The organism is Neptuniibacter sp. QD48_55 (genome assembly GCF_047778115.1).
Taxonomy (GTDB): Bacteria; Pseudomonadota; Gammaproteobacteria; order Pseudomonadales; family Balneatricaceae; genus Neptuniibacter.
This window is the reverse complement of record NZ_CP180555.1, coordinates 2,300,876-2,324,135: the sequence shown is the minus strand read 5'-3', so window position 1 is coordinate 2,324,135 and position 23,260 is coordinate 2,300,876. Positions and strand designations below refer to the sequence as shown.

Genomic DNA, 23,260 nt, shown 5'->3' with positions numbered 1-23,260 from the left:
TGGTCGGAGTGGAGGGATTCGAACCCCCGACCCTCTGGTCCCAAACCAGATGCGCTACCAAGCTGCGCTACACTCCGACTAAATGGCTCCCCGAGCTGGACTCGAACCAGCGACCAATAGATTAACAGTCTACTGCTCTACCAACTGAGCTATCGGGGATCATCAGCTGTACTATCAAGGTTGGCTCCCTGAGCTGGACTCGAACCAGCGACCAATAGATTAACAGTCTACTGCTCTACCAACTGAGCTATCAGGGATTAGCCTTGAAAGTGCGGCGTATCTTAATGACCAAGGGGTAGGGCGTCAAGGGGTTTTTTATAAAAAAACTCATTGATTGGTAGGGTTGATTATAGCGTAAACAATTTTGGCTGAAATTAGTTCGAATTATGTTCAGATGGGATAAATGTAGCCTGTCTAAGCTGCTTTTTTTATTTCGATTAATTTGATCTAACTTATTAAAAACTAGAAAAAAATAGGTACCTGTACCTCGGTACAATAGTTTTTGTTTATTTGGGCATTTATAAAGGACAACAATCATCTAGAGATCTGTTTTCTAAGGAATAGTATATATGAATGTAATTGGTACAGTTTCGCTTCTGATTGGAAATGTAGTAGCTGTCAAGGCAGATGGTACAGAGAGGCTTCTTTCATTAGGGGAAGAAGTATATGCAGATGAAATGATACGAGTTGCTCCTGATGCGTCGATTGAAATAGCTATGGATGCTGGAGAGCCTGTACGACTGGATGGTGGCCAAAATTGGTTGGCTAATGCTGAGACATATACAGAATCTAATAATTTTGATCTTTCTGAAGCAACGGCGGATGTAGAGTCGATTCAGGCAGCAATCTTAGCAGGTGCCGATCCTACAGCTGTATCGGAAGCAACTGCAGCAGGTGGTGATACGCAAGCTGGTGGTGAAGGTAATGAAGGCTCTACAACAGTAAATATAGAGCGTACAGCTGAAGAAGTAGATCCTAATGCAGGTTATGAAACGATAGGCATTAATGATCCAGTAATTCAGTTTGAAGAAGAGCTTGTAGCAACTACTGAAAATGAGCCTTCAGAATCTACTGATGCAGTATTAGTAACAGTTCTACTAAATGATGTTACATCATCTGAAGATGGACTAATCACATATACAGCAAGTGTAGATAAAGCACCGCAGGGTGATTTTATTGTAACGCTTGATAATGGTGTAGAAATATATTTTGCAAGTGGTTCGCTAATTGGTAGTTCTGAGCCGCAGCCTGCTCAAGGTGAAGATGCTTACATTGATGGAGAGAGTTTTGATGTAGCAATTAGCTCTGTAAGTGGTGGTGGCTACGAAAATCTGGATCTTTCTGATACATCATTAATTACTATCAATGATACCATCGATGAGACCTCCGTCAGCCTGACAGCGGGTCCTGATTTCAACGAAGACGGTACAACCCTGACTTACACAGTTGAGTTGGGTGCAGCGGTACGAGTTGGTGATGAAGCGGTAACGGTTAACTTCACAGATCTATTGGGCAATGCTCAGAGTATTGTGATCAGCAGTGGGACCACAGGCACCGTTGACGTAGTTATCCCGGAATCAGCTTTTGAAGATGTATATGCAGAAGATGCGGCTGATCTGACAGTAGCGACAGAAGTAAGCGTGAGTGGCGGCAGTGACTTTGAAGCACTGGGTACGCCAAGTGTAGGTACAGTCAATCTGATTGATACAGAAGATGCAACATCAGTCAGCCTGACAGCGGGTCCTGATTTCAACGAAGACGGTACAACCCTGACTTACACAGTTGAGTTGGGTGCAGCGGTACGAGTTGGTGATGAAGCGGTAACGGTTAACTTCACAGATCTATTGGGCAATGCTCAGAGTATTGTGATCAGCAGTGGGACCACAGGCACCGTTGACGTAGTTATCCCGGAATCAGCTTTTGAAGATGTATATGCAGAAGATGCGGCTGATCTGACAGTAGCGACAGAAGTAAGCGTGAGTGGCGGCAGTGACTTTGAAGCACTGGGTACGCCAAGTGTAGGTACAGTCAATCTGATTGATACAGAAGATGCAACATCAGTCAGCCTGACAGCGGGTCCTGATTTCAACGAAGACGGTACAACCCTGACTTACACAGTTGAGTTGGGTGCAGCGGTACGAGTTGGTGATGAAGCGGTAACGGTTAACTTCACAGATCTATTGGGCAATGCTCAGAGTATTGTGATCAGCAGTGGGACCACAGGCACCGTTGACGTAGTTATCCCGGAATCAGCTTTTGAAGATGTATATGCAGAAGATGCGGCTGATCTGACAGTAGCGACAGAAGTAAGCGTGAGTGGCGGCAGTGACTTTGAAGCACTGGGTACGCCAAGTGTAGGTACAGTCAATCTGATTGATACAGAAGATGCAACATCAGTCAGCCTGACAGCGGGTCCTGATTTCAACGAAGACGGTACAACCCTGACTTACACAGTTGAGTTGGGTGCAGCGGTACGAGTTGGTGATGAAGCGGTAACGGTTAACTTCACAGATCTATTGGGCAATGCTCAGAGTATTGTGATCAGCAGTGGGACCACAGGCACCGTTGACGTAGTTATCCCGGAATCAGCTTTTGAAGATGTATATGCAGAAGATGCGGCTGATCTGACAGTAGCGACAGAAGTAAGCGTGAGTGGCGGCAGTGACTTTGAAGCACTGGGTACGCCAAGTGTAGGTACAGTCAATCTGATTGATACAGAAGATGCAACATCAGTCAGCCTGACAGCGGGTCCTGATTTCAACGAAGACGGTACAACCCTGACTTACACAGTTGAGTTGGGTGCAGCGGTACGAGTTGGTGATGAAGCGGTAACGGTTAACTTCACAGATCTATTGGGCAATGCTCAGAGTATTGTGATCAGCAGTGGGACCACAGGCACCGTTGACGTAGTTATCCCGGAATCAGCTTTTGAAGATGTATATGCAGAAGATGCGGCTGATCTGACAGTAGCGACAGAAGTAAGCGTGAGTGGCGGCAGTGACTTTGAAGCACTGGGTACGCCAAGTGTAGGTACAGTCAATCTGATTGATACAGAAGATGCAACATCAGTCAGCCTGACAGCGGGTCCTGATTTCAACGAAGACGGTACAACCCTGACTTACACAGTTGAGTTGGGTGCAGCGGTACGAGTTGGTGATGAAGCGGTAACGGTTAACTTCACAGATCTATTGGGCAATGCTCAGAGTATTGTGATCAGCAGTGGGACCACAGGCACCGTTGACGTAGTTATCCCGGAATCAGCTTTTGAAGATGTATATGCAGAAGATGCGGCTGATCTGACAGTAGCGACAGAAGTAAGCGTGAGTGGCGGCAGTGACTTTGAAGCACTGGGTACGCCAAGTGTAGGTACAGTCAATCTGATTGATACAGAAGATGCAACATCAGTCAGCCTGACAGCGGGTCCTGATTTCAACGAAGACGGTACAACCCTGACTTACACAGTTGAGTTGGGTGCAGCGGTACGAGTTGGTGATGAAGCGGTAACGGTTAACTTCACAGATCTATTGGGCAATGCTCAGAGTATTGTGATCAGCAGTGGGACCACAGGCACCGTTGACGTAGTTATCCCGGAATCAGCTTTTGAAGATGTATATGCAGAAGATGCGGCTGATCTGACAGTAGCGACAGAAGTAAGCGTGAGTGGCGGCAGTGACTTTGAAGCACTGGGTACGCCAAGTGTAGGTACAGTCAATCTGATTGATACAGAAGATGCAACATCAGTCAGCCTGACAGCGGGTCCTGATTTCAACGAAGACGGTACAACCCTGACTTACACAGTTGAGTTGGGTGCAGCGGTACGAGTTGGTGATGAAGCGGTAACGGTTAACTTCACAGATCTATTGGGCAATGCTCAGAGTATTGTGATCAGCAGTGGGACCACAGGCACCGTTGACGTAGTTATCCCGGAATCAGCTTTTGAAGATGTATATGCAGAAGATGCGGCTGATCTGACAGTAGCGACAGAAGTAAGCGTGAGTGGCGGCAGTGACTTTGAAGCACTGGGTACGCCAAGTGTAGGTACAGTCAATCTGATTGATACAGAAGATGCAACATCAGTCAGCCTGACAGCGGGTCCTGATTTCAACGAAGACGGTACAACCCTGACTTACACAGTTGAGTTGGGTGCAGCGGTACGAGTTGGTGATGAAGCGGTAACGGTTAACTTCACAGATCTATTGGGCAATGCTCAGAGTATTGTGATCAGCAGTGGAACCACAGGCACCGTTGACGTAGTTATCCCGGAATCAGCTTTTGAAGATGTATATGCAGAAGATGCGGCTGATCTGACAGTAGCGACAGAAGTAAGCGTGAGTGGCGGCAGTGACTTTGAAGCACTGGGTACGCCAAGTGTAGGTACAGTCAATCTGATTGATACAGAAGATGCAACATCAGTCAGCCTGACAGCGGGTCCTGATTTCAACGAAGACGGTACAACCCTGACTTACACAGTTGAGTTGGGTGCAGCGGTACGAGTTGGTGATGAAGCGGTAACGGTTAACTTCACAGATCTATTGGGCAATGCTCAGAGTATTGTGATCAGCAGTGGGACCACAGGCACCGTTGACGTAGTTATCCCGGAATCAGCTTTTGAAGATGTATATGCAGAAGATGCGGCTGATCTGACAGTAGCGACAGAAGTAAGCGTGAGTGGCGGCAGTGACTTTGAAGCACTGGGTACGCCAAGTGTAGGTACAGTCAATCTGATTGATACAGAAGATGCAACATCAGTCAGCCTGACAGCGGGTCCTGATTTCAACGAAGACGGTACAACCCTGACTTACACAGTTGAGTTGGGTGCAGCGGTACGAGTTGGTGATGAAGCGGTAACGGTTAACTTCACAGATCTATTGGGCAATGCTCAGAGTATTGTGATCAGCAGTGGGACCACAGGCACCGTTGACGTAGTTATCCCGGAATCAGCTTTTGAAGATGTATATGCAGAAGATGCGGCTGATCTGACAGTAGCGACAGAAGTAAGCGTGAGTGGCGGCAGTGACTTTGAAGCACTGGGTACGCCAAGTGTAGGTACAGTCAATCTGATTGATACAGAAGATGCAACATCAGTCAGCCTGACAGCGGGTCCTGATTTCAACGAAGACGGTACAACCCTGACTTACACAGTTGAGTTGGGTGCAGCGGTACGAGTTGGTGATGAAGCGGTAACGGTTAACTTCACAGATCTATTGGGCAATGCTCAGAGTATTGTGATCAGCAGTGGGACCACAGGCACCGTTGACGTAGTTATCCCGGAATCAGCTTTTGAAGATGTATATGCAGAAGATGCGGCTGATCTGACAGTAGCGACAGAAGTAAGCGTGAGTGGCGGCAGTGACTTTGAAGCACTGGGTACGCCAAGTGTAGGTACAGTCAATCTGATTGATACAGAAGATGCAACATCAGTCAGCCTGACAGCGGGTCCTGATTTCAACGAAGACGGTACAACCCTGACTTACACAGTTGAGTTGGGTGCAGCGGTACGAGTTGGTGATGAAGCGGTAACGGTTAACTTCACAGATCTATTGGGCAATGCTCAGAGTATTGTGATCAGCAGTGGAACCACAGGCACCGTTGACGTAGTTATCCCGGAATCAGCTTTTGAAGATGTATATGCAGAAGATGCGGCTGATCTGACAGTAGCGACAGAAGTAAGCGTGAGTGGCGGCAGTGACTTTGAAGCACTGGGTACGCCAAGTGTAGGTACAGTCAATCTGATTGATACAGAAGATGCAACATCAGTCAGCCTGACAGCGGGTCCTGATTTCAACGAAGACGGTACAACCCTGACTTACACAGTTGAGTTGGGTGCAGCGGTACGAGTTGGTGATGAAGCGGTAACGGTTAACTTCACAGATCTATTGGGCAATGCTCAGAGTATTGTGATCAGCAGTGGGACCACAGGCACCGTTGACGTAGTTATCCCGGAATCAGCTTTTGAAGATGTATATGCAGAAGATGCGGCTGATCTGACAGTAGCGACAGAAGTAAGCGTGAGTGGCGGCAGTGACTTTGAAGCACTGGGTACGCCAAGTGTAGGTACAGTCAATCTGATTGATACAGAAGATGCAACATCAGTCAGCCTGACAGCGGGTCCTGATTTCAACGAAGACGGTACAACCCTGACTTACACAGTTGAGTTGGGTGCAGCGGTACGAGTTGGTGATGAAGCGGTAACGGTTAACTTCACAGATCTATTGGGCAATGCTCAGAGTATTGTGATCAGCAGTGGGACCACAGGCACCGTTGACGTAGTTATCCCGGAATCAGCTTTTGAAGATGTATATGCAGAAGATGCGGCTGATCTGACAGTAGCGACAGAAGTAAGCGTGAGTGGCGGCAGTGACTTTGAAGCACTGGGTACGCCAAGTGTAGGTACAGTCAATCTGATTGATACAGAAGATGCAACATCAGTCAGCCTGACAGCGGGTCCTGATTTCAACGAAGACGGTACAACCCTGACTTACACAGTTGAGTTGGGTGCAGCGGTACGAGTTGGTGATGAAGCGGTAACGGTTAACTTCACAGATCTATTGGGCAATGCTCAGAGTATTGTGATCAGCAGTGGGACCACAGGCACCGTTGACGTAGTTATCCCGGAATCAGCTTTTGAAGATGTATATGCAGAAGATGCGGCTGATCTGACAGTAGCGACAGAAGTAAGCGTGAGTGGCGGCAGTGACTTTGAAGCACTGGGTACGCCAAGTGTAGGTACAGTCAATCTGATTGATACAGAAGATGCAACATCAGTCAGCCTGACAGCGGGTCCTGATTTCAACGAAGACGGTACAACCCTGACTTACACAGTTGAGTTGGGTGCAGCGGTACGAGTTGGTGATGAAGCGGTAACGGTTAACTTCACAGATCTATTGGGCAATGCTCAGAGTATTGTGATCAGCAGTGGAACCACAGGCACCGTTGACGTAGTTATCCCGGAATCAGCTTTTGAAGATGTATATGCAGAAGATGCGGCTGATCTGACAGTAGCGACAGAAGTAAGCGTGAGTGGCGGCAGTGACTTTGAAGCACTGGGTACGCCAAGTGTAGGTACAGTCAATCTGATTGATACAGAAGATGCAACATCAGTCAGCCTGACAGCGGGTCCTGATTTCAACGAAGACGGTACAACCCTGACTTACACAGTTGAGTTGGGTGCAGCGGTACGAGTTGGTGATGAAGCGGTAACGGTTAACTTCACAGATCTATTGGGCAATGCTCAGAGTATTGTGATCAGCAGTGGAACCACAGGCACCGTTGACGTAGTTATCCCGGAATCAGCTTTTGAAGATGTATATGCAGAAGATGCGGCTGATCTGACAGTAGCGACAGAAGTAAGCGTGAGTGGCGGCAGTGACTTTGAAGCACTGGGTACGCCAAGTGTAGGTACAGTCAATCTGATTGATACAGAAGATGCAACATCAGTCAGCCTGACAGCGGGTCCTGATTTCAACGAAGACGGTACAACCCTGACTTACACAGTTGAGTTGGGTGCAGCGGTACGAGTTGGTGATGAAGCGGTAACGGTTAACTTCACAGATCTATTGGGCAATGCTCAGAGTATTGTGATCAGCAGTGGGACCACAGGCACCGTTGACGTAGTTATCCCGGAATCAGCTTTTGAAGATGTATATGCAGAAGATGCGGCTGATCTGACAGTAGCGACAGAAGTAAGCGTGAGTGGCGGCAGTGACTTTGAAGCACTGGGTACGCCAAGTGTAGGTACAGTCAATCTGATTGATACAGAAGATGCAACATCAGTCAGCCTGACAGCGGGTCCTGATTTCAACGAAGACGGTACAACCCTGACTTACACAGTTGAGTTGGGTGCAGCGGTACGAGTTGGTGATGAAGCGGTAACGGTTAACTTCACAGATCTATTGGGCAATGCTCAGAGTATTGTGATCAGCAGTGGGACCACAGGCACCGTTGACGTAGTTATCCCGGAATCAGCTTTTGAAGATGTATATGCAGAAGATGCGGCTGATCTGACAGTAGCGACAGAAGTAAGCGTGAGTGGCGGCAGTGACTTTGAAGCACTGGGTACGCCAAGTGTAGGTACAGTCAATCTGATTGATACAGAAGATGCAACATCAGTCAGCCTGACAGCGGGTCCTGATTTCAACGAAGACGGTACAACCCTGACTTACACAGTTGAGTTGGGTGCAGCGGTACGAGTTGGTGATGAAGCGGTAACGGTTAACTTCACAGATCTATTGGGCAATGCTCAGAGTATTGTGATCAGCAGTGGAACCACAGGCACCGTTGACGTAGTTATCCCGGAATCAGCTTTTGAAGATGTATATGCAGAAGATGCGGCTGATCTGACAGTAGCGACAGAAGTAAGCGTGAGTGGCGGCAGTGACTTTGAAGCACTGGGTACGCCAAGTGTAGGTACAGTCAATCTGATTGATACAGAAGATGCAACATCAGTCAGCCTGACAGCGGGTCCTGATTTCAACGAAGACGGTACAACCCTGACTTACACAGTTGAGTTGGGTGCAGCGGTACGAGTTGGTGATGAAGCGGTAACGGTTAACTTCACAGATCTATTGGGCAATGCTCAGAGTATTGTGATCAGCAGTGGGACCACAGGCACCGTTGACGTAGTTATCCCGGAATCAGCTTTTGAAGATGTATATGCAGAAGATGCGGCTGATCTGACAGTAGCGACAGAAGTAAGCGTGAGTGGCGGCAGTGACTTTGAAGCACTGGGTACGCCAAGTGTAGGTACAGTCAATCTGACGGATACTGTTGATGAAACCTCTGTTGGCATAAGTGCGAGTGCCGATTTTAATGATGAAAGTGTGACGTTTACTTATACGGTTGAATTAGGTGAGGTGGTACGAGTTGGTGATGAAGCGGTAACGGTTAACTTCACAGATCTATTGGGCAATGCTCAGAGTATTGTGATCAGCAGCGGCGCAACAGGTGCACTTGTTGTTACAGCTGCGGTGGCAGCCTTTGAAGATGTATATGCTGGATCAGACAGCGAGTTAGTCGTAGCCACTGAAGTTAGTGTAAGTGGTGGTGGTTTCGAACTCCTTGGTACACCTAGTGTTGGTACTATCAATACACCACCATCTGCTGATGATGTTTCAACGCAATCTAATTTAAGTACAGATTCACTAGATGCTAATTTCCCAATTGGCAACTATGCATTTATCAAGAAAATCGATATAGGAGGTGGTCTTGATGGTGATCTGTCTGTAGCTGAAAATGATGATGCTGTAGGTGGGGACCCTGCTGATTTGGGTGGTTCTGATCTTGAAACTGCTGAAGATAGTTTGATTTTTAGTTTAGATTCCCTTCCAGATTACGGTGACATCTATCTGCTTCAAGATGGAAGCTATATAAAACTTGATGCATCCGAAATTCAGAGTGATCAATTTAGCACATCAGATACTCTTTATTGGGTAGCTGAGCACGATCAAGTCTTAGAAAGTACGGGTAGTACTATTTCCTTCGATTTTACTCAAGGTTTTGATGCTGTTGCTGCTAGTAGTGCTGGCTTGGATGTTATTGCTTATGGTTTGGATGGTACCCAGTCTTCTGTCACTCAAATTAATAATGACGGTTTAGGGGTTGATAGTGGCTCTGATGATCGAATCAATCAGATTGAGTATGCTGATGGCAATACTGAAACTCTGTTGTTTGATTTTGATCAACCTGTTACTAACGCAACTATTGGTGTTACTCACTTAATCAATAGCGAAAGTGGCGGTGAGATTGGAGTGGTTCATGCTTATTTGGACGGAGCTTTAGTTGGTACATGGACTTTCACAGCATCTAGTACAGCAGTTGCAGATTTCTCTCCTAGCAATGGAAATGTTGATACTACCTCTATTGGTAATAACAACGGTACTGGCAGTGCTTCATTTACTTTATCGGATATTGCATTTGATCAACTTCGTTTCGTTGGGACTGAGTATCAGAATGAGAATAGCCCATCCGATTCGAGTGATTATTACGTTGCTTCGTTGGCGTACGATCTTGTTGACGATGTTTCGTTTACTTATTCGGTTGAAGATGAAAAGGGTTTAACAAGCTCTTCAGCGACAGTGGCTATTAATGTTAACAGCGATACTCCTGTACCAACCGACTTGTCATCTACTGTAAAACCGTCTGTGTTTGAAGATGTCAAAGAGGTTGAGGAATCTCTATTGGCTTCATCTAGTCCAGTTATTGTCTCTGGTAACTTACTTGCAAATGATAATCTACTGGGCATCGATTCGGAGCTTACTCATATAGATGGTATTCGTGTTGATCCTACTGGCATTACCGTAATTACAACTGATATCGGTGAACTTACTGTTTATACAGATGATTTCAATGGTCGCTTGGCTGGTGATTATGACTACGAACTTACATCTACAACAGATGAGGGCGTTAATGATATCGACCAGTTTGCTTACACTGTAACCAACGTTAATGGTGCAGAGGCTTCAACTAATTTAACGATTAGAGTGATTGACGATTTACCTGTGGCGGTAAATGATTCTGACGCTGTTATAGACACCTCTGTAGTTGTAGAGGGTAATGTTCTATCCAACGATTATTTAAGTGTTGATGTAGATAATAAAGTTACTTCTGTCAATGGTAATCCGGTAAGTCCATCTGGTGATACCGTCATCCAAGGTGCTTATGGTGCGTTAACTATTGATGCCAATGGTGAATACAGCTACGAATATAACGCTACAAGTGAAACTATTCGAGTAAAGGTTAATGATACCCAGGGTGCCGTTATTTCAGCGTATTCTGATACTGAAAGTAGTTTTGCATTTGATTTGTACAATGCTGATGGTTCTCTAAACCTTAATCCCACCATTCAAAGTGACGTTTCCGTTTCTACTCATGGCTCGGCTAGCGCTAACAAACAGGGTTACGGTGTTTCTGATAATAACGGTGCTGCGACATTAGATAATGGTGAGTATCTTGTATACGAGCTTTCTAAGGCTGTTTCTGGATCATTTACATTTGTCATTGGTCAATACAATGCTAATCAAACGGATCCTGCTGATATTCAGTGGCAAGCATTTGCTGCTGATGGCTCACTTCTTACGACTGGTGATTTATCTAATGGAAGTGTTCCACCTAATAGTAATGGTACTTATACCGGTAATGCGGAAGGTATCTCAGGAGAAGTAAAATATCTTGTGTTTACTATCACGGATCCTTCGGGGCAGGGTATAACGCTTACAGAGATTAGTTACGATTACTACCCGACTGGCATTGATTCATTCGAATATGAAATTGAAGATGCTGATGGCGATACTTCATCTGCCACGCTGAATATCACCTCTGACGAGTATCTGGTTGGTGATAGTTCGAATAATGATCTTGCTGCAGGAGATGGTGACGATATATTGATCGGACAAGCAGGAAACGACATTCTAACTGGTGGTGAAGGTGAAGATCTGTTTGTTTGGTCTAAGTCCGATCTTGGAGTTGATAACTTACCTGCTGCTGATCAGATTGTTGATTTCAACACTTCAGAAAATGATGTGATTGATCTATCGGACGTACTGTCTGATGGTTCGCATGTTATCTCTGCAGTTGAGAATGCTGATGGCAACCTGCAGTTGCAGATCACTGATGCATCTAGCTCTAATGTTGTTCAGACTATCGACTTGAACAACGTTGCAGCGGATGCAGATGTCGCAGCGCAACTACAGCAGCTTCTTGATAACAACAACATCGATGATGGTATCAACTAATAATCGATAGAGTTATCAACTAGTTAAAAGCACCCTTTATGGGTGCTTTTTTGTTTTCTAGGGGAAGAGGGAATCGAGTCTATATTCAACTACGAATATAGTGGATTTAGCCCTTATCCCTAGTCCAATTTTCCGCTAGAATCGGTTCCTATTACCTTATAAAAATAGAACCCTGTTCACGGGTTTAAAGACCGCGGATTAACGCTGAATGCTGTTTAATAAACTTCCTGATAACTTGTTTTTGCCTTTATCTGGGCAGAATCGACAGGTTTATCAGGCTGTACTTATCTCATTGGCCGACCTGTTCTTTGATGAAGATTTGGTTGACCCGTTTGTACCTAAGGATTTGGTACGTTCAACGATCGAAGGGGCGGTAATTCGCCTAGGTGTTCGTCGTTGGGAACCAGAAGAGGATGATTCTGAAGAGGATCAGCAAGAACCTCCTCGTTCAACTGCCGAATATACCAGTCGCATCTATCGTCGCTTGGTCGCTACCGGGTGGTTGGAAGAAGAGCAGCGTATCTATCGCAGTTATGTCCTGCTATCTCCAGCGAATAGTTTCCTGCTACGTACTCTGGTTTCGATTGCGAATCTAGAGAAGCGTAGCTACGGCGGTGCGGTTCTTAACGTATTGAGTTCGTTAGAATCTGCAATTAATGATCCGCAAGGGCGTGGTATTACACTATCGGAAGCGGCTCAAACAGCGGCTGATTTCAGCGCCCACCTTACAGATATGATGCTTGGCCTGCGTGAGCTCAAGATCAATCTGTCGCAAACTAATAACCCGCAAGAGATTGTTCGTAACTTCTTTGATCGATTCGTAGAGCATATCTTGGTTTCAGACTATAAAACCCTGAAAACCAAAAATAACCCGTTCCGATTCCGTCAACAGATTCTATCTCTATTGCGAGAGCTGCAGTTTGATACAGTCAAACTGGAACAGTTGATCATGCACTATCAAGAGCAGTTTGAAGTTGATATTCATGATGCTGAAGCGCGCGTGCATCAACATATCAACCGTATTATCCGTATCTTCGAATCAGTGGATCAGCGTTTAGCGATCATTGACGATTTCCGCTACAAGCTGGAAAAACGTGTATCTGACACTGTTCGCTATATGGATAAAACGACGCCGGGTATGGCTTCACGCTTATCCCGGGTAATCGCTCAGATTAGTGAAAAAGATGGTCGTGAAATCCCACGTATCCAAACTCTGGATACCGTTGGTTTCCTTGCGCCGGGTAGTGTTCGGGCACCGGTTAAGCGTCGCACCATTGCAGAACCACAAGTTATTACCCGCAAAGAGATCGATCCAAAAGTTCTGCAGCTTCGCCAACTCTTTAAGGAATACAAAGAGCGTCGAGAAGTTAAAGTTGATCGTATAGAAGCGTATTTAGAACGCCATCTGATTGGTCGTGAAAAGATCAACGCCTCCGATTTCGAGATCAGCTCGATCGAAGATTACATCTGCTTTAGCTATGTCCGCCACCTGAAGTCATTAGGTAAAAAAGCGCGTAAGACGAGCGAGCAGTATGAGATTAAATTCCAGGAAAATTACGTGAACGTTGCCGACATGGTTGAGTGTCGTGATTTTTATATAACTAGAAAAGATCATTCAAAGGAAGTTTCAAATGCTAGGTGATCTGCAGAAAATTATCGGTCGCAGCGATCAGTATCAAGCCAGCGATTTTAGCCGTGCGGCGAATCAACTGCTGACCAATCAGTTCCTATATGCGGAGCGTCCTGGGCACCGTGAAAGCTATTTTCTAGTTGCTTCGCATGTCGACTACTTTACGAACCTTTTTGAAGCGATCGGCTGGTCTTTTATCCATCAGCCTGATGAAGCTTATATGGGTATCATCCCTAAAGGTGAAGAGCGCTTTATGCGTTTACGCTTGGATGAATCCTTGTTGCTGCTTTGCATTCGTCAGCAGTATGAACAGCGCTTAGAAAGTTTCGAAGTGGAAGCAGGACAAGCATATACCAGCACTGATGAGTTGCTTACGGTTTATGAAAACCTAACGCGTAAAGAGATTCCAAACGAAACGCGTTTGAAAGAGATCCTTTCCTTGTTCTCTCGTCACGGTGTTATCGAACGCGGTAAACCTGATGAGATGGAACCTAAGAATATCCCGCTTAAGATCAATCCAGTAATCCGCCAGGTTGTGGTTGAAGACTTTATTCGTCAGCTTGAAGGCCTTTGTGAGTCCAACGAGCAAGATGGTGAAGTTGTATTGGATATGGATGAAGTCGCGGAAGCAGCAGTAGAGCCTACTGAAGAAAACAACGAAGATGTTTCAGAAACAAAAGTCGATGCAGAAGTAGAAGCTGCTGACGACACATCTGAAGAGCCAAACGAAGCAGTCGCTGAAACGGCAGAAGAAAAAGAAGAGGTACCAGCTGAATGAAGCAGCTAAATCGTATTATTCTGGTTAACTGGTACGTTCTTGGTGCTGTAGAGATACCGATCAAAGGTAACGTTGCGGTTGTAGGTCCAAACGGTTCTGGTAAATCATCTCTGCTGGATGCGATCCAAACAGTATTGATGGGTGGTAACAAACGTCACTTGAGCTTCAACGCATCGGCGGGTGAAAAGAGTGAGCGTAGCCTACGTACATACTGTCTAGGTTTCCTTGATGACGATGGTAAAAAGAATACTGCACGTCATGATTCGCTTTGTTATTTGGCATTGAGTTTCTTTGATACAGAAACGGCTAAAGAGACGACGGTTGGCGTAGCGATTAGTGCATCTACTGCGTCTGCAGATGAAGATGTACTAGGTCGTTTTATTCTGCCTGATTGCTCAGTATCTCTAGACGACTTTACTGAGAAAACTGGTGAAGGCCGTCTACCTAAAGCCTGGGATCAGGTTCGCGATCACCTCTACAAACAATGCCCAGATATGATTCTGGAGAAGCGTTCTAGTCGGTTTGTGCGTGAAATGGTAACACACCTGAGTTACGACCCAGAGATGCCGAACGATGACGATAAGTTTGTTAAGAACTTTAAAAACGCGCTTAAGTTCGTGCCAATCGATAGCCCGACACGCTTTATCCGTGAGTTCGTACTAGACGAAAACATTGTCCATGTCGGTGCATTCCGTAAGTCTCTTGATGAATACCGCGCGATGGAAACTAAGACGCGCGAAGTAGCTAACCGCATCGGCGAGCTAGAGAAGGTACAAGAGCTTTGTAACGGTATTCAGCGCAATGTGAAAAACGCTGCTGAGTACGAGTGGGTTGTTCACGAAACACGATTTGAAAATGCAGACCTTAAAAAAGAGGATGCCGCAGAACGCTTGGAGGATAACCAAGCGAAAGAGGAACAGGTACAGGTGGATCTGGAGAAGAAGAGTGAAGAACTCAACCAGATTATGCAGAACTTGGCCGAAGCCCGTGCAGAGCTAAATACTTCTGATTCAGCTCACAAAGTTAAGGCCCTTGAGTCCTCTATCACAGCTAAAACACACGAAATTAATGTTGTGAAAGAGCGCATTCAGGGCGTTTATAACCTGATGCGTACTACCGTAGGTTTTGCTGAGAACAGCGAACTGCTGCCTGAGAAATTCCGCCCTGTTGTTGAACAGTGTGTAGAGCAGTGGCGTTCTGGTCAGGACATTATGGCTGATCTATGGCCACAATCTCCTGTAGAAGTTGATAACGTTCTAGAAAGCCTAAAACTTCAGGTGGAAGGTGTTCGCCGTGATATCGCGCGTCGTTATGAGCACTCGGTTATTCGTATCAATGAACTGCGTTCTGAGATCCAGAACCAGAAGAGTGCCGTTGAAGCACTAAAACAAGGTCATGCACCAGTTCGTCGTAACACCCGTGAGTTGATGGAGCTGTTACAAGAGTACGGTATTGAATCCACGCCGATCTGTGAGCTAGCGGATATCAACGATGACAAATGGCGTATTGCGATTGAGTCTTTCCTAGGTGCACGTCGTGAAGCGTTAATCGTCGATCCAGATCGTGTTAAAGAAGCGATCACACTTTACCGTCGTAAAGGTCGTCACCTTAAAGGTTGCCGTATCGTTAATACGACCAAATCTGGTGATTGGCTAAACCGTTATAAAGCGGGCTCACTGGCTTATTTCATCGATACTGAAAATGATCATGCTCGTGCCTATATGAACCGTGCACTAGGCGGCGTGATGGCAGTTGAGACTGAAACCGAACTACTGCGTCACGAACGTGCATTAACTTATGATTGCATGTTGCAGACAGAAGGTTCGACAACGGCGATTAACGAACAGCAGCCTATTATGGGTATTCGTCGTCGTTCTGACCAAGCTGCGCTACAAGGTAAGCAGGTTGATCAGCTGGTTTCTGAATTCACGCAGCTGGGTAAAAATCACGATACATTGGAAAAACTACGTGATGCGTTAATTACGCTGAACAACGGTTTGGACAATGTGAACGAACGTGTATTCGACTTGGTTAACCAGCGTGAACAGCTTGATACAGAGATCGAAGGTCAGCGTCAGGCGATCACCGATCTGCGTAACCAAGATGATACTGGTGTTCAACAGCGTATTGCTGATCTAGTAGCTGAACAGAAATCTACTGAGCAGATGCAACGTAGCTTGATGGATAAGCTTCAGAAAGTACGTACGTCCATCATCAAAGATACAGCAGCGCTAGAAGTATTCGACCAAGAGCTAGAAGAGCACGCAACTGCACGTACTACTTGTGAAGAGAAGGGCGAGTTTGATGCCCAATCTGCACAGGAAAAGCGTGATTACCTAGATGAATCATGTTCTGGTGAACTAGAGCGTATTATCTTTGAAGCAGCGAAAAAGGCTCAGTCCGAATTGTCTCTGCACGAGAAGAAGAAAAACGCTGTTCGCGATGGTGTTGCCCAGTACAAAGCGAAATACCATGGCGGTGGCTTAAGCCATCAGCAACTAGATAAAGTTACACCGGATTCTACGCACGAAGAGCTATCTGCATTTGTAGATGAAACCGTTCAAGCGCTTAAAGATTCTGAGCTGGCGAACTACAGTCAGAAAGCAGAGCGTGCGCGTCTGGAAGCAGAAACTGCATTTAGATCTGACTTTGTTGCGCACTTGAACGATCAGATCAACAAGATCAAAGATCTTATTCGTGAGCTTAACCAACACCTTAAAGGCCGTCCGTTCCATAAAGAGATGTATAGCTTCGACATGATGCCGAACCCAGAATTGAAAGATATTCTGGAACTGGTAGAAGCTTACACTCAGATGGATTCCGCGAACGTTGGTTCTCTATTTGATCTGAAATTTGATAGCGATAAGCCTCATAAAGATGCACTGGCGAAGATTCATGAAGTGCTTAAAGATGAAGGCGAGAGCAGCCTGTTACAGGATTACCGTAACTTCTACAACTTCGAATTGGTTGTAAAAGATCTAGATGGTAACCGTAAAACAACTCTGACTCAGCGTATCAAAACCGGTTCCGGTGGTGAGCACCAAGTACCGTTCTACGTGGCAATTGCTGCAGCCCAAGCTGCAACATACCGACTACGCGAAGGTAATGATGGCAATCCACTAGGTGGTATGAGCCTGTCTGTATTCGATGAAGCCTTCAACAAGCTGGATTCTGAGAACACAGTAACTTCACTTGGTTTCATGAGCGATCTTGGTTTGCAGACAATTATCGCTGCACCGGATGAGAAGTACTCACTACTAAGTTCTTGTATGGATACCATCATCAACGTTTGCCGTGATGGTCGTATCGTAGATTTGGATGTTGAGTTCCCAACGCTTCAAGGGCGTGAACTTCTAAACTCTGACAACCCACTAAAAATGATGGCTGAGTTAGAAGCAGAAGATCAAGACGAGCAGGCGCTTGAGCCAGAACCGGCTTAACCCTCTCGGAATAAAAAGGCGCTTCGGCGCCTTTTTTATTGGATGAAATTTATCAAAGAAAATTAGCTAGATGTCTTTAAGCGTGGCTTTGGCCAAGCAAGCTTAGGGATCAGGCTAATAAATGGTTGCTTACCACGGAAGATATGCAATCGACCTTTATGTACCTGACCGATGCATTGCTCAACAGGGTCGAGCAAAATCATCATAATCGTACTGACGCTCGGCGGCGGAGCCCCGGCATTTTGCTTACTGCCCGGCAGCGCTTTTACTTCATTCTGTAGGCTGGAGAATTGCTGATGGCTAATGAGTTTCGCCAACGTTTGAGCGTCCCATATATCAGGCTGCGCCATTAAGGGCTCAAGTAAACCGAGCGTATTGGGTGCGACCAGGCAGCGCTCACGGCTAAAGTACTTTCGAACACTCAGATCGGTATGGACTTTAAGTAGGGAGTTATCGCGAACATTACTGTCGAACGCCATCTGCTCCAGACCACTCAAAATTGCATTTAGATCCCAATTACAGCCTTTTATTAAGCGCCAGACAGGTTCCATGCTAGTACGCGAACCTAGGCTGTATTTCACCGCATCATGAATCAATGTGTCTTTAGGTAGTAGAGTGATCTTTAGAAAGGTCGTCTGAAAATCGACCAAGCATTCAGGGCTTTCAATAAAGCAGTATGGCAGTTCACGGCGGCAGAACGCCATCCACTGATCGCGCGAGTTAAGTTGTTGTAATACAGGAATAATCACAGAATTAACTCAATAAAACAGTTTCGTTCGACTAGCCAAAGGTAGTAAGCTAAAAAGCTACCTCAACAGAGGGTAAACTTCATCTCTTTACCCCTATCAGGTGATCAATCAACTGTTATGATGGGTCTAATAATTTATAGCCCGAGTATAACCAAAGCTAAGGATAAGAACCATGAAGTTGCTTAACCGTTCAGCATTTGTTGTTTTACCGCGACAGCCATTTGCAGACTGGACTAATAGTTTAGATGTAGATGCCGACGGTTTACACCAGTGCTTAACTCTAGACGAGCAGCGTAGGGAAGGCACCGTTTATCTGGTCGATGAAGTCAGCACGGAAGAGGATTTCTCTAAAGCGCTAGAAGCTCATTGGCAGTCTATTTTCGAAAGCGAGCTTTCTGCTTGGGATGAGTTGGGTGATCATTGGCCGCGTGAAATTAGCTTTGCTAACTTTCAAGAATGGTTTGATGTTTATCCGCAAATCATGGCTTTGGATTTAGCTAAACAGCCGTTAATGATGGCCAATTTGGAAGATGTATAGCCGCGTTAGTTAAGGGCTTTTGGAGATTTTATGGAGCAGATTGTTAACCCTCATGGACTGAAAATGCACCCAATGCGGGAGCGTTTGTACAGTGAATTACACTCGCGCCCGTTCCAGGTTATTCCAAGTCCGGCTCGCATTACCCATCTAGCAGTGATGTGTAATCCTGAAGAGAGCAAACAACAGTTTGCACACCTGCAGGAGCTATTTAAACATTTCGGTGTTGAGCCGCCGGAAGTTGATGAGCTTTGTTACCACGCAGATTTCGGTAATCTACGTGTACGCCGTGAAAAGCACATGGAGTTCACTACATATACCTTTATCAATACCGGTATAGAGCAGGGCGGTAACCCATTTGAAGTCACTGGACTAACACCGCTACCAGAAGGTTGGCTTGCTGACATTCCAGGCACTGTGATGTCGGCCTTCCACGTTTCAGTAGAAGATGCGCGACAAACACATGAGTTGAATCTGCCATTAGTAAAACGCTTCTTCGAAGGCATGCGCCTAGTCGGTAGTAGTCCGCAAAATGGCGATGCCCGTGTGTGGACAACCTTCCAGATGCACAGTGATGGCTTCGGTCGTTTCCTGATCTACAACAAGCAGATGAGTGATAGCCAGTTAGGTCGATTAACTCAGCGTATCATGGAGATTGAGACCTACCGTTTGATGGCGTTGCTTTCACTGCCGACTGCGCGAGAGATCAATCCAACGCTTGGCGATATGGACCAAAAGCTGGCTGATATTACCGATCATCTAGCCCACAGTGGTGATATCGATGAGCAGGAATTGCTGTTCCGCCTTACCGATATGGCGTCTTGGGTGGAAGATTGCAGAGCACGAGCAACCTTTAGGTTCAGTGCAACTTACGCTTACCATGATCTGGTTATTAAACGCCTAGAAGAGCTGCGAGAAGATGAAGTCTCTGGTCACTTAACTATTACCGAGTTTATGACCCGTCGTTTAACTCCCGCGGTTAAAACTTGTCGTGCGACCAGTAATCGTCTTGAGGATCTATCCCGTCGTATCGACCGTGTTGCAGAGATGATGCGTACACGCGTAGAGCTATCGATCCAATCGCAAAACCAAGAGCTGTTGGCTTCTATGGATCAGCGCTCTAAAGTTCAATTAATGATGCAACATACGGTAGAAGGCCTATCCGTAGCAGCAATCAGTTACTACACTATTGGTTTAATTAAATACCTATTAGATGCCGTGTATAACTCTGGTGTAGATCTGAACAAAGATCTGATTTTAGGTATCTCGGTACCTGTTGTAATCGGCGCTGTTGCATTAACGACACGTAAAATCCATCGACACTTCTTAAAAATGGCGACAGAAGAGGTGGAAAGAATGGATGAAAGTAAAAAGAGTAAAAAATGAGTATAGAAGCGGTAATTAGAAATCGACTAGAAGATGGTCTGGCTATTGAGCATCTTGTTATAGAGAACGAGAGCCATATGCATTCTGGCCCTGCAACGGACTCTCACTTCAAAGTGACGGTTGTATCTGATGACTTTGAAGGCAAACGTAAAGTCCAGCGTCACCAGCTGATTTTTAGTTTCCTATCTGACCGGATGAACAACCCAATTCATGCACTGTCGATGCATTTGTTCACTCAACAAGAGTGGCATGATAGAGGGCAGGCGGTTGCGCCGTCACCGAAATGTTTAGGTGGTTCTAAAGCAGATAAATAACAAAAAGCGACTTAGGTCGCTTTTTTATTTTTGACCGACTGGAAGGTCTGATTTATACATCTAAATTAGTACAAATTAATGCTATCTCTCGATCGAATAACCCTATATATTCTAATGATAGTTATATGAAAAATAAGAAAAAATAGCATTCGAGTAGTAATAGGGGCTGCTATGAAAAATAACCAACCGGTTAATAATACAGAGCGTAAATTCAGTAACGATACGCCGCTGATTTCCACCACGGATTTAAAAGGCCAGATAACATTTGTAAACGATGCCTTTGTGGATATATCAGGTTTTACTCGGGAAGAGTTAATTGGCCAGTCTCATAATGTCGTTCGACATCCTGATGTCCCACCGCCGGTTTTTGGCGATCTCTGGTCAAAGTTAAAAGAGAATAAGCCTTGGATCGGTATAGTTAAAAACCGTTGTAAGGATGGTTCTTACTATTGGGTAAATGCTTATGTGACTCCGATTGTGGAGTCTGGTCGAACTATCGGCTATCAATCTGTTCGAACAGTGCCTACCTCCGGTCAAGTTTCTCGCGCAAACGATGTTTATAGTCGACTGAATAACAATAGTCGTCGTATCTCGATGCATGATATGTCGATTCAGACCAAGATCATCATTTTATTGTTATTAGCGGTGCTTATCCCTATGGGTGCAGGCTACTTCACACAGTGGTCTCCGATGCTCACAATGGGAGCAGGCCTAGGTGCTTTTATATTATGTGCAGGCTTGTCTTATCACTGGTTAGGCCCTCTAAGGTACCTGCAGTCCCGTGCTAAGCGTATGTTAGATTCAAAAGTACTCGAAGAGATGTACGCAAACTCAGTGAGTGAAGTGGGTTCGATCTATCTTGGAACTATGGTGGATCAGGCACGAATCCGCTCTGCCAATGCCCGTGTTACTTATTCGGCCAAAGAGCTGAATCAACAGGGTGAAGATACGATTGGTATTGCGCGTCAGGCCAATCAAGCGATCGAACGTCAGAGCTTAGAAATTGAAGATGTTTCAGCGCATATCCAAAACCTTTCTATTGCTATTGAAGAGGTGGCGCAGCATGCAAGAACCACTTCCGAAGAAACTAAACAAGCGACCAATACAGCTGATCAAGGTCATTCGATTGTAAAAGGCACAATCGATGCGATTCATCACCTAGCAGAAAATGTTGAGCAAGCGGCTCAGCAGATTGATAGCTTGCGCAAAGCTACCGAAGAGATTGCGAGTAAGACATCAGTAATCTCTGAGATAGCCGATCAAACCAACCTGTTGGCATTGAACGCAGCAATCGAAGCAGCGCGTGCCGGTGAGCAGGGGCGTGGATTCGCCGTTGTTGCAGATGAAGTACGAGAGCTAGCTAAACGTACTCAGCTTTCTACTAAAGAGATCGATACCACGATTGCAGAACTTCAGGGCGAAGCCGCTCAAGCTATGTCGATGATGGAGAAAAGTCAGGATTCAGCAAAAGGCTGTGTGGATAAAGCCGGTGAAGCGGGTTCTGCGCTGCAAGAGATTATGGCGGGTGTAGGTAGCATTGATGATATGAGTACCATGATCGCCGCTGCATCCTCTCAGCAAAGTAATGCTGCAGAAGAATTAAAGCAAAACATCATGTCTATTCAGGAAGCCGCGCAAGTTGCTCAGTTGGCTGCTCAAGCTACAGAGCGATCTTCAGTTGACCTTGCTGATACCTCAAAAACGATTGTTCAGAGTGTGAGTGTTTAAGCTCAATCCGAATTGAAAAAGGCTGCATCTGCAGCCTTTTTTTGTGTCTTTTATTCTGTCTTAAATAAGGTTGGGTTAGATCAGATCTTTAGTTTCCAAATTTAACAGATAACTCTTATTCTCAAGCCCGCCGGCGTAGCCTGTTAAATTACCATTACTGCCCAATACTCGATGACAAGGGATAATAATGGGGATCGGGTTTCGGTTGTTTGCCATCCCAATAGCTCTAGCGGCTTTCGGGTTGCCTATCTTCTTAGCGACTTCACCATAGCTACAGGTCTTACCGTAAGGGATATCGTTCAATGCATTCCACACGGATTGCTGAAACTTTGTGCCATTAGGTGCTAGTGGAACATCAAATCTTACGCGCTTCCCTGCAAAGTATTCGCTTAGTTCAGAGACACATTGATTGGTTAACGCGTTACCCAAGAGTTCAGGGACCGTTTCATTATCTTGTAGGAAATGAATCGAGGTAATAGCGCTGTTGTTGGCTTTAATAAGCAGAGAGCCTAATGCGGTGTTCATGATTGCTGCATACATAATATTAACCTCCACTTATATTCTTTTTTATAGTTTGGAACCTGTATTGATGTCCGTCAATGCTTTGTGGTCATCAGAGGAGGAGACTGAAGTCAAAGAGATAAGACAGAACGATTAAGGGGAACATCAAATGCCTATTGAACATCATGATTTGATTCACGAATTTCCAGAGCACCGTGACCGTATTCACAATCTAAAAATGGAAGATGCACATTTTGCTCGCTTATTCGATGAGTACCATCAGGTGACAAAAGATGTTGAGCGAATGGAATCTGAGGTTGAGCCGGTATGCACTCAAACTGAAGAAGCAGCCAAGTTTAAGCGCCTTAAGTTAAAAGATAAGCTTTACAAAATGCTACAAGCATAATCGCCAAGCCTATTTAGAAAACCCGCAGATATTGCGGGTTTTTTTTGCTCTATCTAATCTAGAT

Annotated in this window: 11 protein-coding genes and 3 tRNA genes; 9 read left to right on the top strand and 5 right to left on the bottom strand. The window is 45.5% G+C overall.

Annotation, left to right across the window (positions count from 1 at the left end; all coding sequences use genetic code 11):
• The 3 genes from ACMXYW_RS10675 to ACMXYW_RS10665 all read right to left on the bottom strand — a co-directional run bounded on the left by ACMXYW_RS10675 (window position 1) and on the right by ACMXYW_RS10665 (window position 257).
• Window positions 1-77 (bottom strand) — tRNA-Pro (locus ACMXYW_RS10675).
• 6 nt (window positions 78-83) lie between these two features.
• Window positions 84-159, bottom strand: a tRNA-Asn gene (locus ACMXYW_RS10670).
• Between the two features lie 22 nt (window positions 160-181).
• A tRNA-Asn gene (locus ACMXYW_RS10665) sits at window positions 182-257 on the bottom strand.
• Between the two features lie 312 nt (window positions 258-569).
• Here ACMXYW_RS10665 and ACMXYW_RS10660 point away from each other — a divergent pair.
• From ACMXYW_RS10660 to ACMXYW_RS10645, 4 genes are all read left to right on the top strand, one after another.
• Window positions 570-11,729 (top strand): retention module-containing protein, encoded by an 11,160-nt coding sequence (locus tag ACMXYW_RS10660; protein ID WP_415904038.1) that lies wholly within the window; start codon window positions 570-572, stop codon window positions 11,727-11,729.
• Between the two features lie 208 nt (window positions 11,730-11,937).
• On the top strand, window positions 11,938-13,371 hold the full coding sequence (locus ACMXYW_RS10655; protein ID WP_415904037.1) for a Wadjet anti-phage system protein JetA family protein: 1,434 nt from the start codon (window positions 11,938-11,940) through the stop codon (window positions 13,369-13,371).
• The gene (locus ACMXYW_RS10650; protein ID WP_415904036.1) at window positions 13,361-14,137 is read left to right on the top strand and encodes a DUF4194 domain-containing protein; all 777 of its coding nucleotides are present in this window, start codon (window positions 13,361-13,363) and stop codon (window positions 14,135-14,137) included. The genes ACMXYW_RS10655 and ACMXYW_RS10650 overlap by 11 nt, the downstream gene beginning before the upstream one ends.
• Window positions 14,134-17,577, top strand: a complete 3,444-nt coding sequence (locus tag ACMXYW_RS10645) for an SbcC/MukB-like Walker B domain-containing protein (protein ID WP_415904035.1) — start codon at window positions 14,134-14,136, stop codon at window positions 17,575-17,577. The genes ACMXYW_RS10650 and ACMXYW_RS10645 overlap by 4 nt, the downstream gene beginning before the upstream one ends.
• Window positions 17,578-17,639: 62 nt before the next feature.
• Here ACMXYW_RS10645 and ACMXYW_RS10640 read toward each other — a convergent pair whose 3' ends face one another.
• A complete protein-coding gene (locus ACMXYW_RS10640; protein ID WP_415904034.1) occupies window positions 17,640-18,326 on the bottom strand; it encodes a hypothetical protein in 687 nt (228 codons plus the stop codon).
• Window positions 18,327-18,498: 172 nt separating this feature from the next.
• Between ACMXYW_RS10640 and ACMXYW_RS10635 the strand changes: the two genes are divergently transcribed.
• The 4 genes from ACMXYW_RS10635 to ACMXYW_RS10620 all read left to right on the top strand — a co-directional run bounded on the left by ACMXYW_RS10635 (window position 18,499) and on the right by ACMXYW_RS10620 (window position 22,289).
• Window positions 18,499-18,864, top strand: a complete 366-nt coding sequence (locus ACMXYW_RS10635; RefSeq protein ID WP_415895843.1) for a hypothetical protein — start codon at window positions 18,499-18,501, stop codon at window positions 18,862-18,864.
• 30 nt (window positions 18,865-18,894) lie between these two features.
• Window positions 18,895-20,247, top strand: a complete 1,353-nt coding sequence (locus tag ACMXYW_RS10630) for a DUF3422 family protein (protein WP_415881735.1) — start codon at window positions 18,895-18,897, stop codon at window positions 20,245-20,247.
• A complete protein-coding gene (locus ACMXYW_RS10625; RefSeq protein ID WP_415881734.1) occupies window positions 20,244-20,561 on the top strand; it encodes a BolA family protein in 318 nt (105 codons plus the stop codon). Before ACMXYW_RS10630 ends, ACMXYW_RS10625 begins: the two co-directional genes overlap by 4 nt.
• 171 nt (window positions 20,562-20,732) lie before the next feature.
• Entirely contained in the window at window positions 20,733-22,289 is a 1,557-nt protein-coding gene (locus ACMXYW_RS10620) for a methyl-accepting chemotaxis protein (protein WP_415904033.1), read from the top strand.
• A gap of 75 nt (window positions 22,290-22,364) precedes the next feature.
• Here the strand turns inward: ACMXYW_RS10620 and ACMXYW_RS10615 are convergent, their stop codons facing one another.
• On the bottom strand, window positions 22,365-22,829 hold the full coding sequence (locus tag ACMXYW_RS10615) for a methylated-DNA--[protein]-cysteine S-methyltransferase (protein ID WP_415885195.1): 465 nt from the start codon (window positions 22,827-22,829) through the stop codon (window positions 22,365-22,367).
• A 130-nt stretch (window positions 22,830-22,959) separates the two neighbouring features.
• On the opposite strand from ACMXYW_RS10615, the gene ACMXYW_RS10610 reads away from it, so the two are divergent.
• A complete protein-coding gene (locus ACMXYW_RS10610) occupies window positions 22,960-23,196 on the top strand; it encodes a YdcH family protein (protein WP_415881731.1) in 237 nt (78 codons plus the stop codon).
• Window positions 23,197-23,260: the final 64 nt, after the last annotated feature.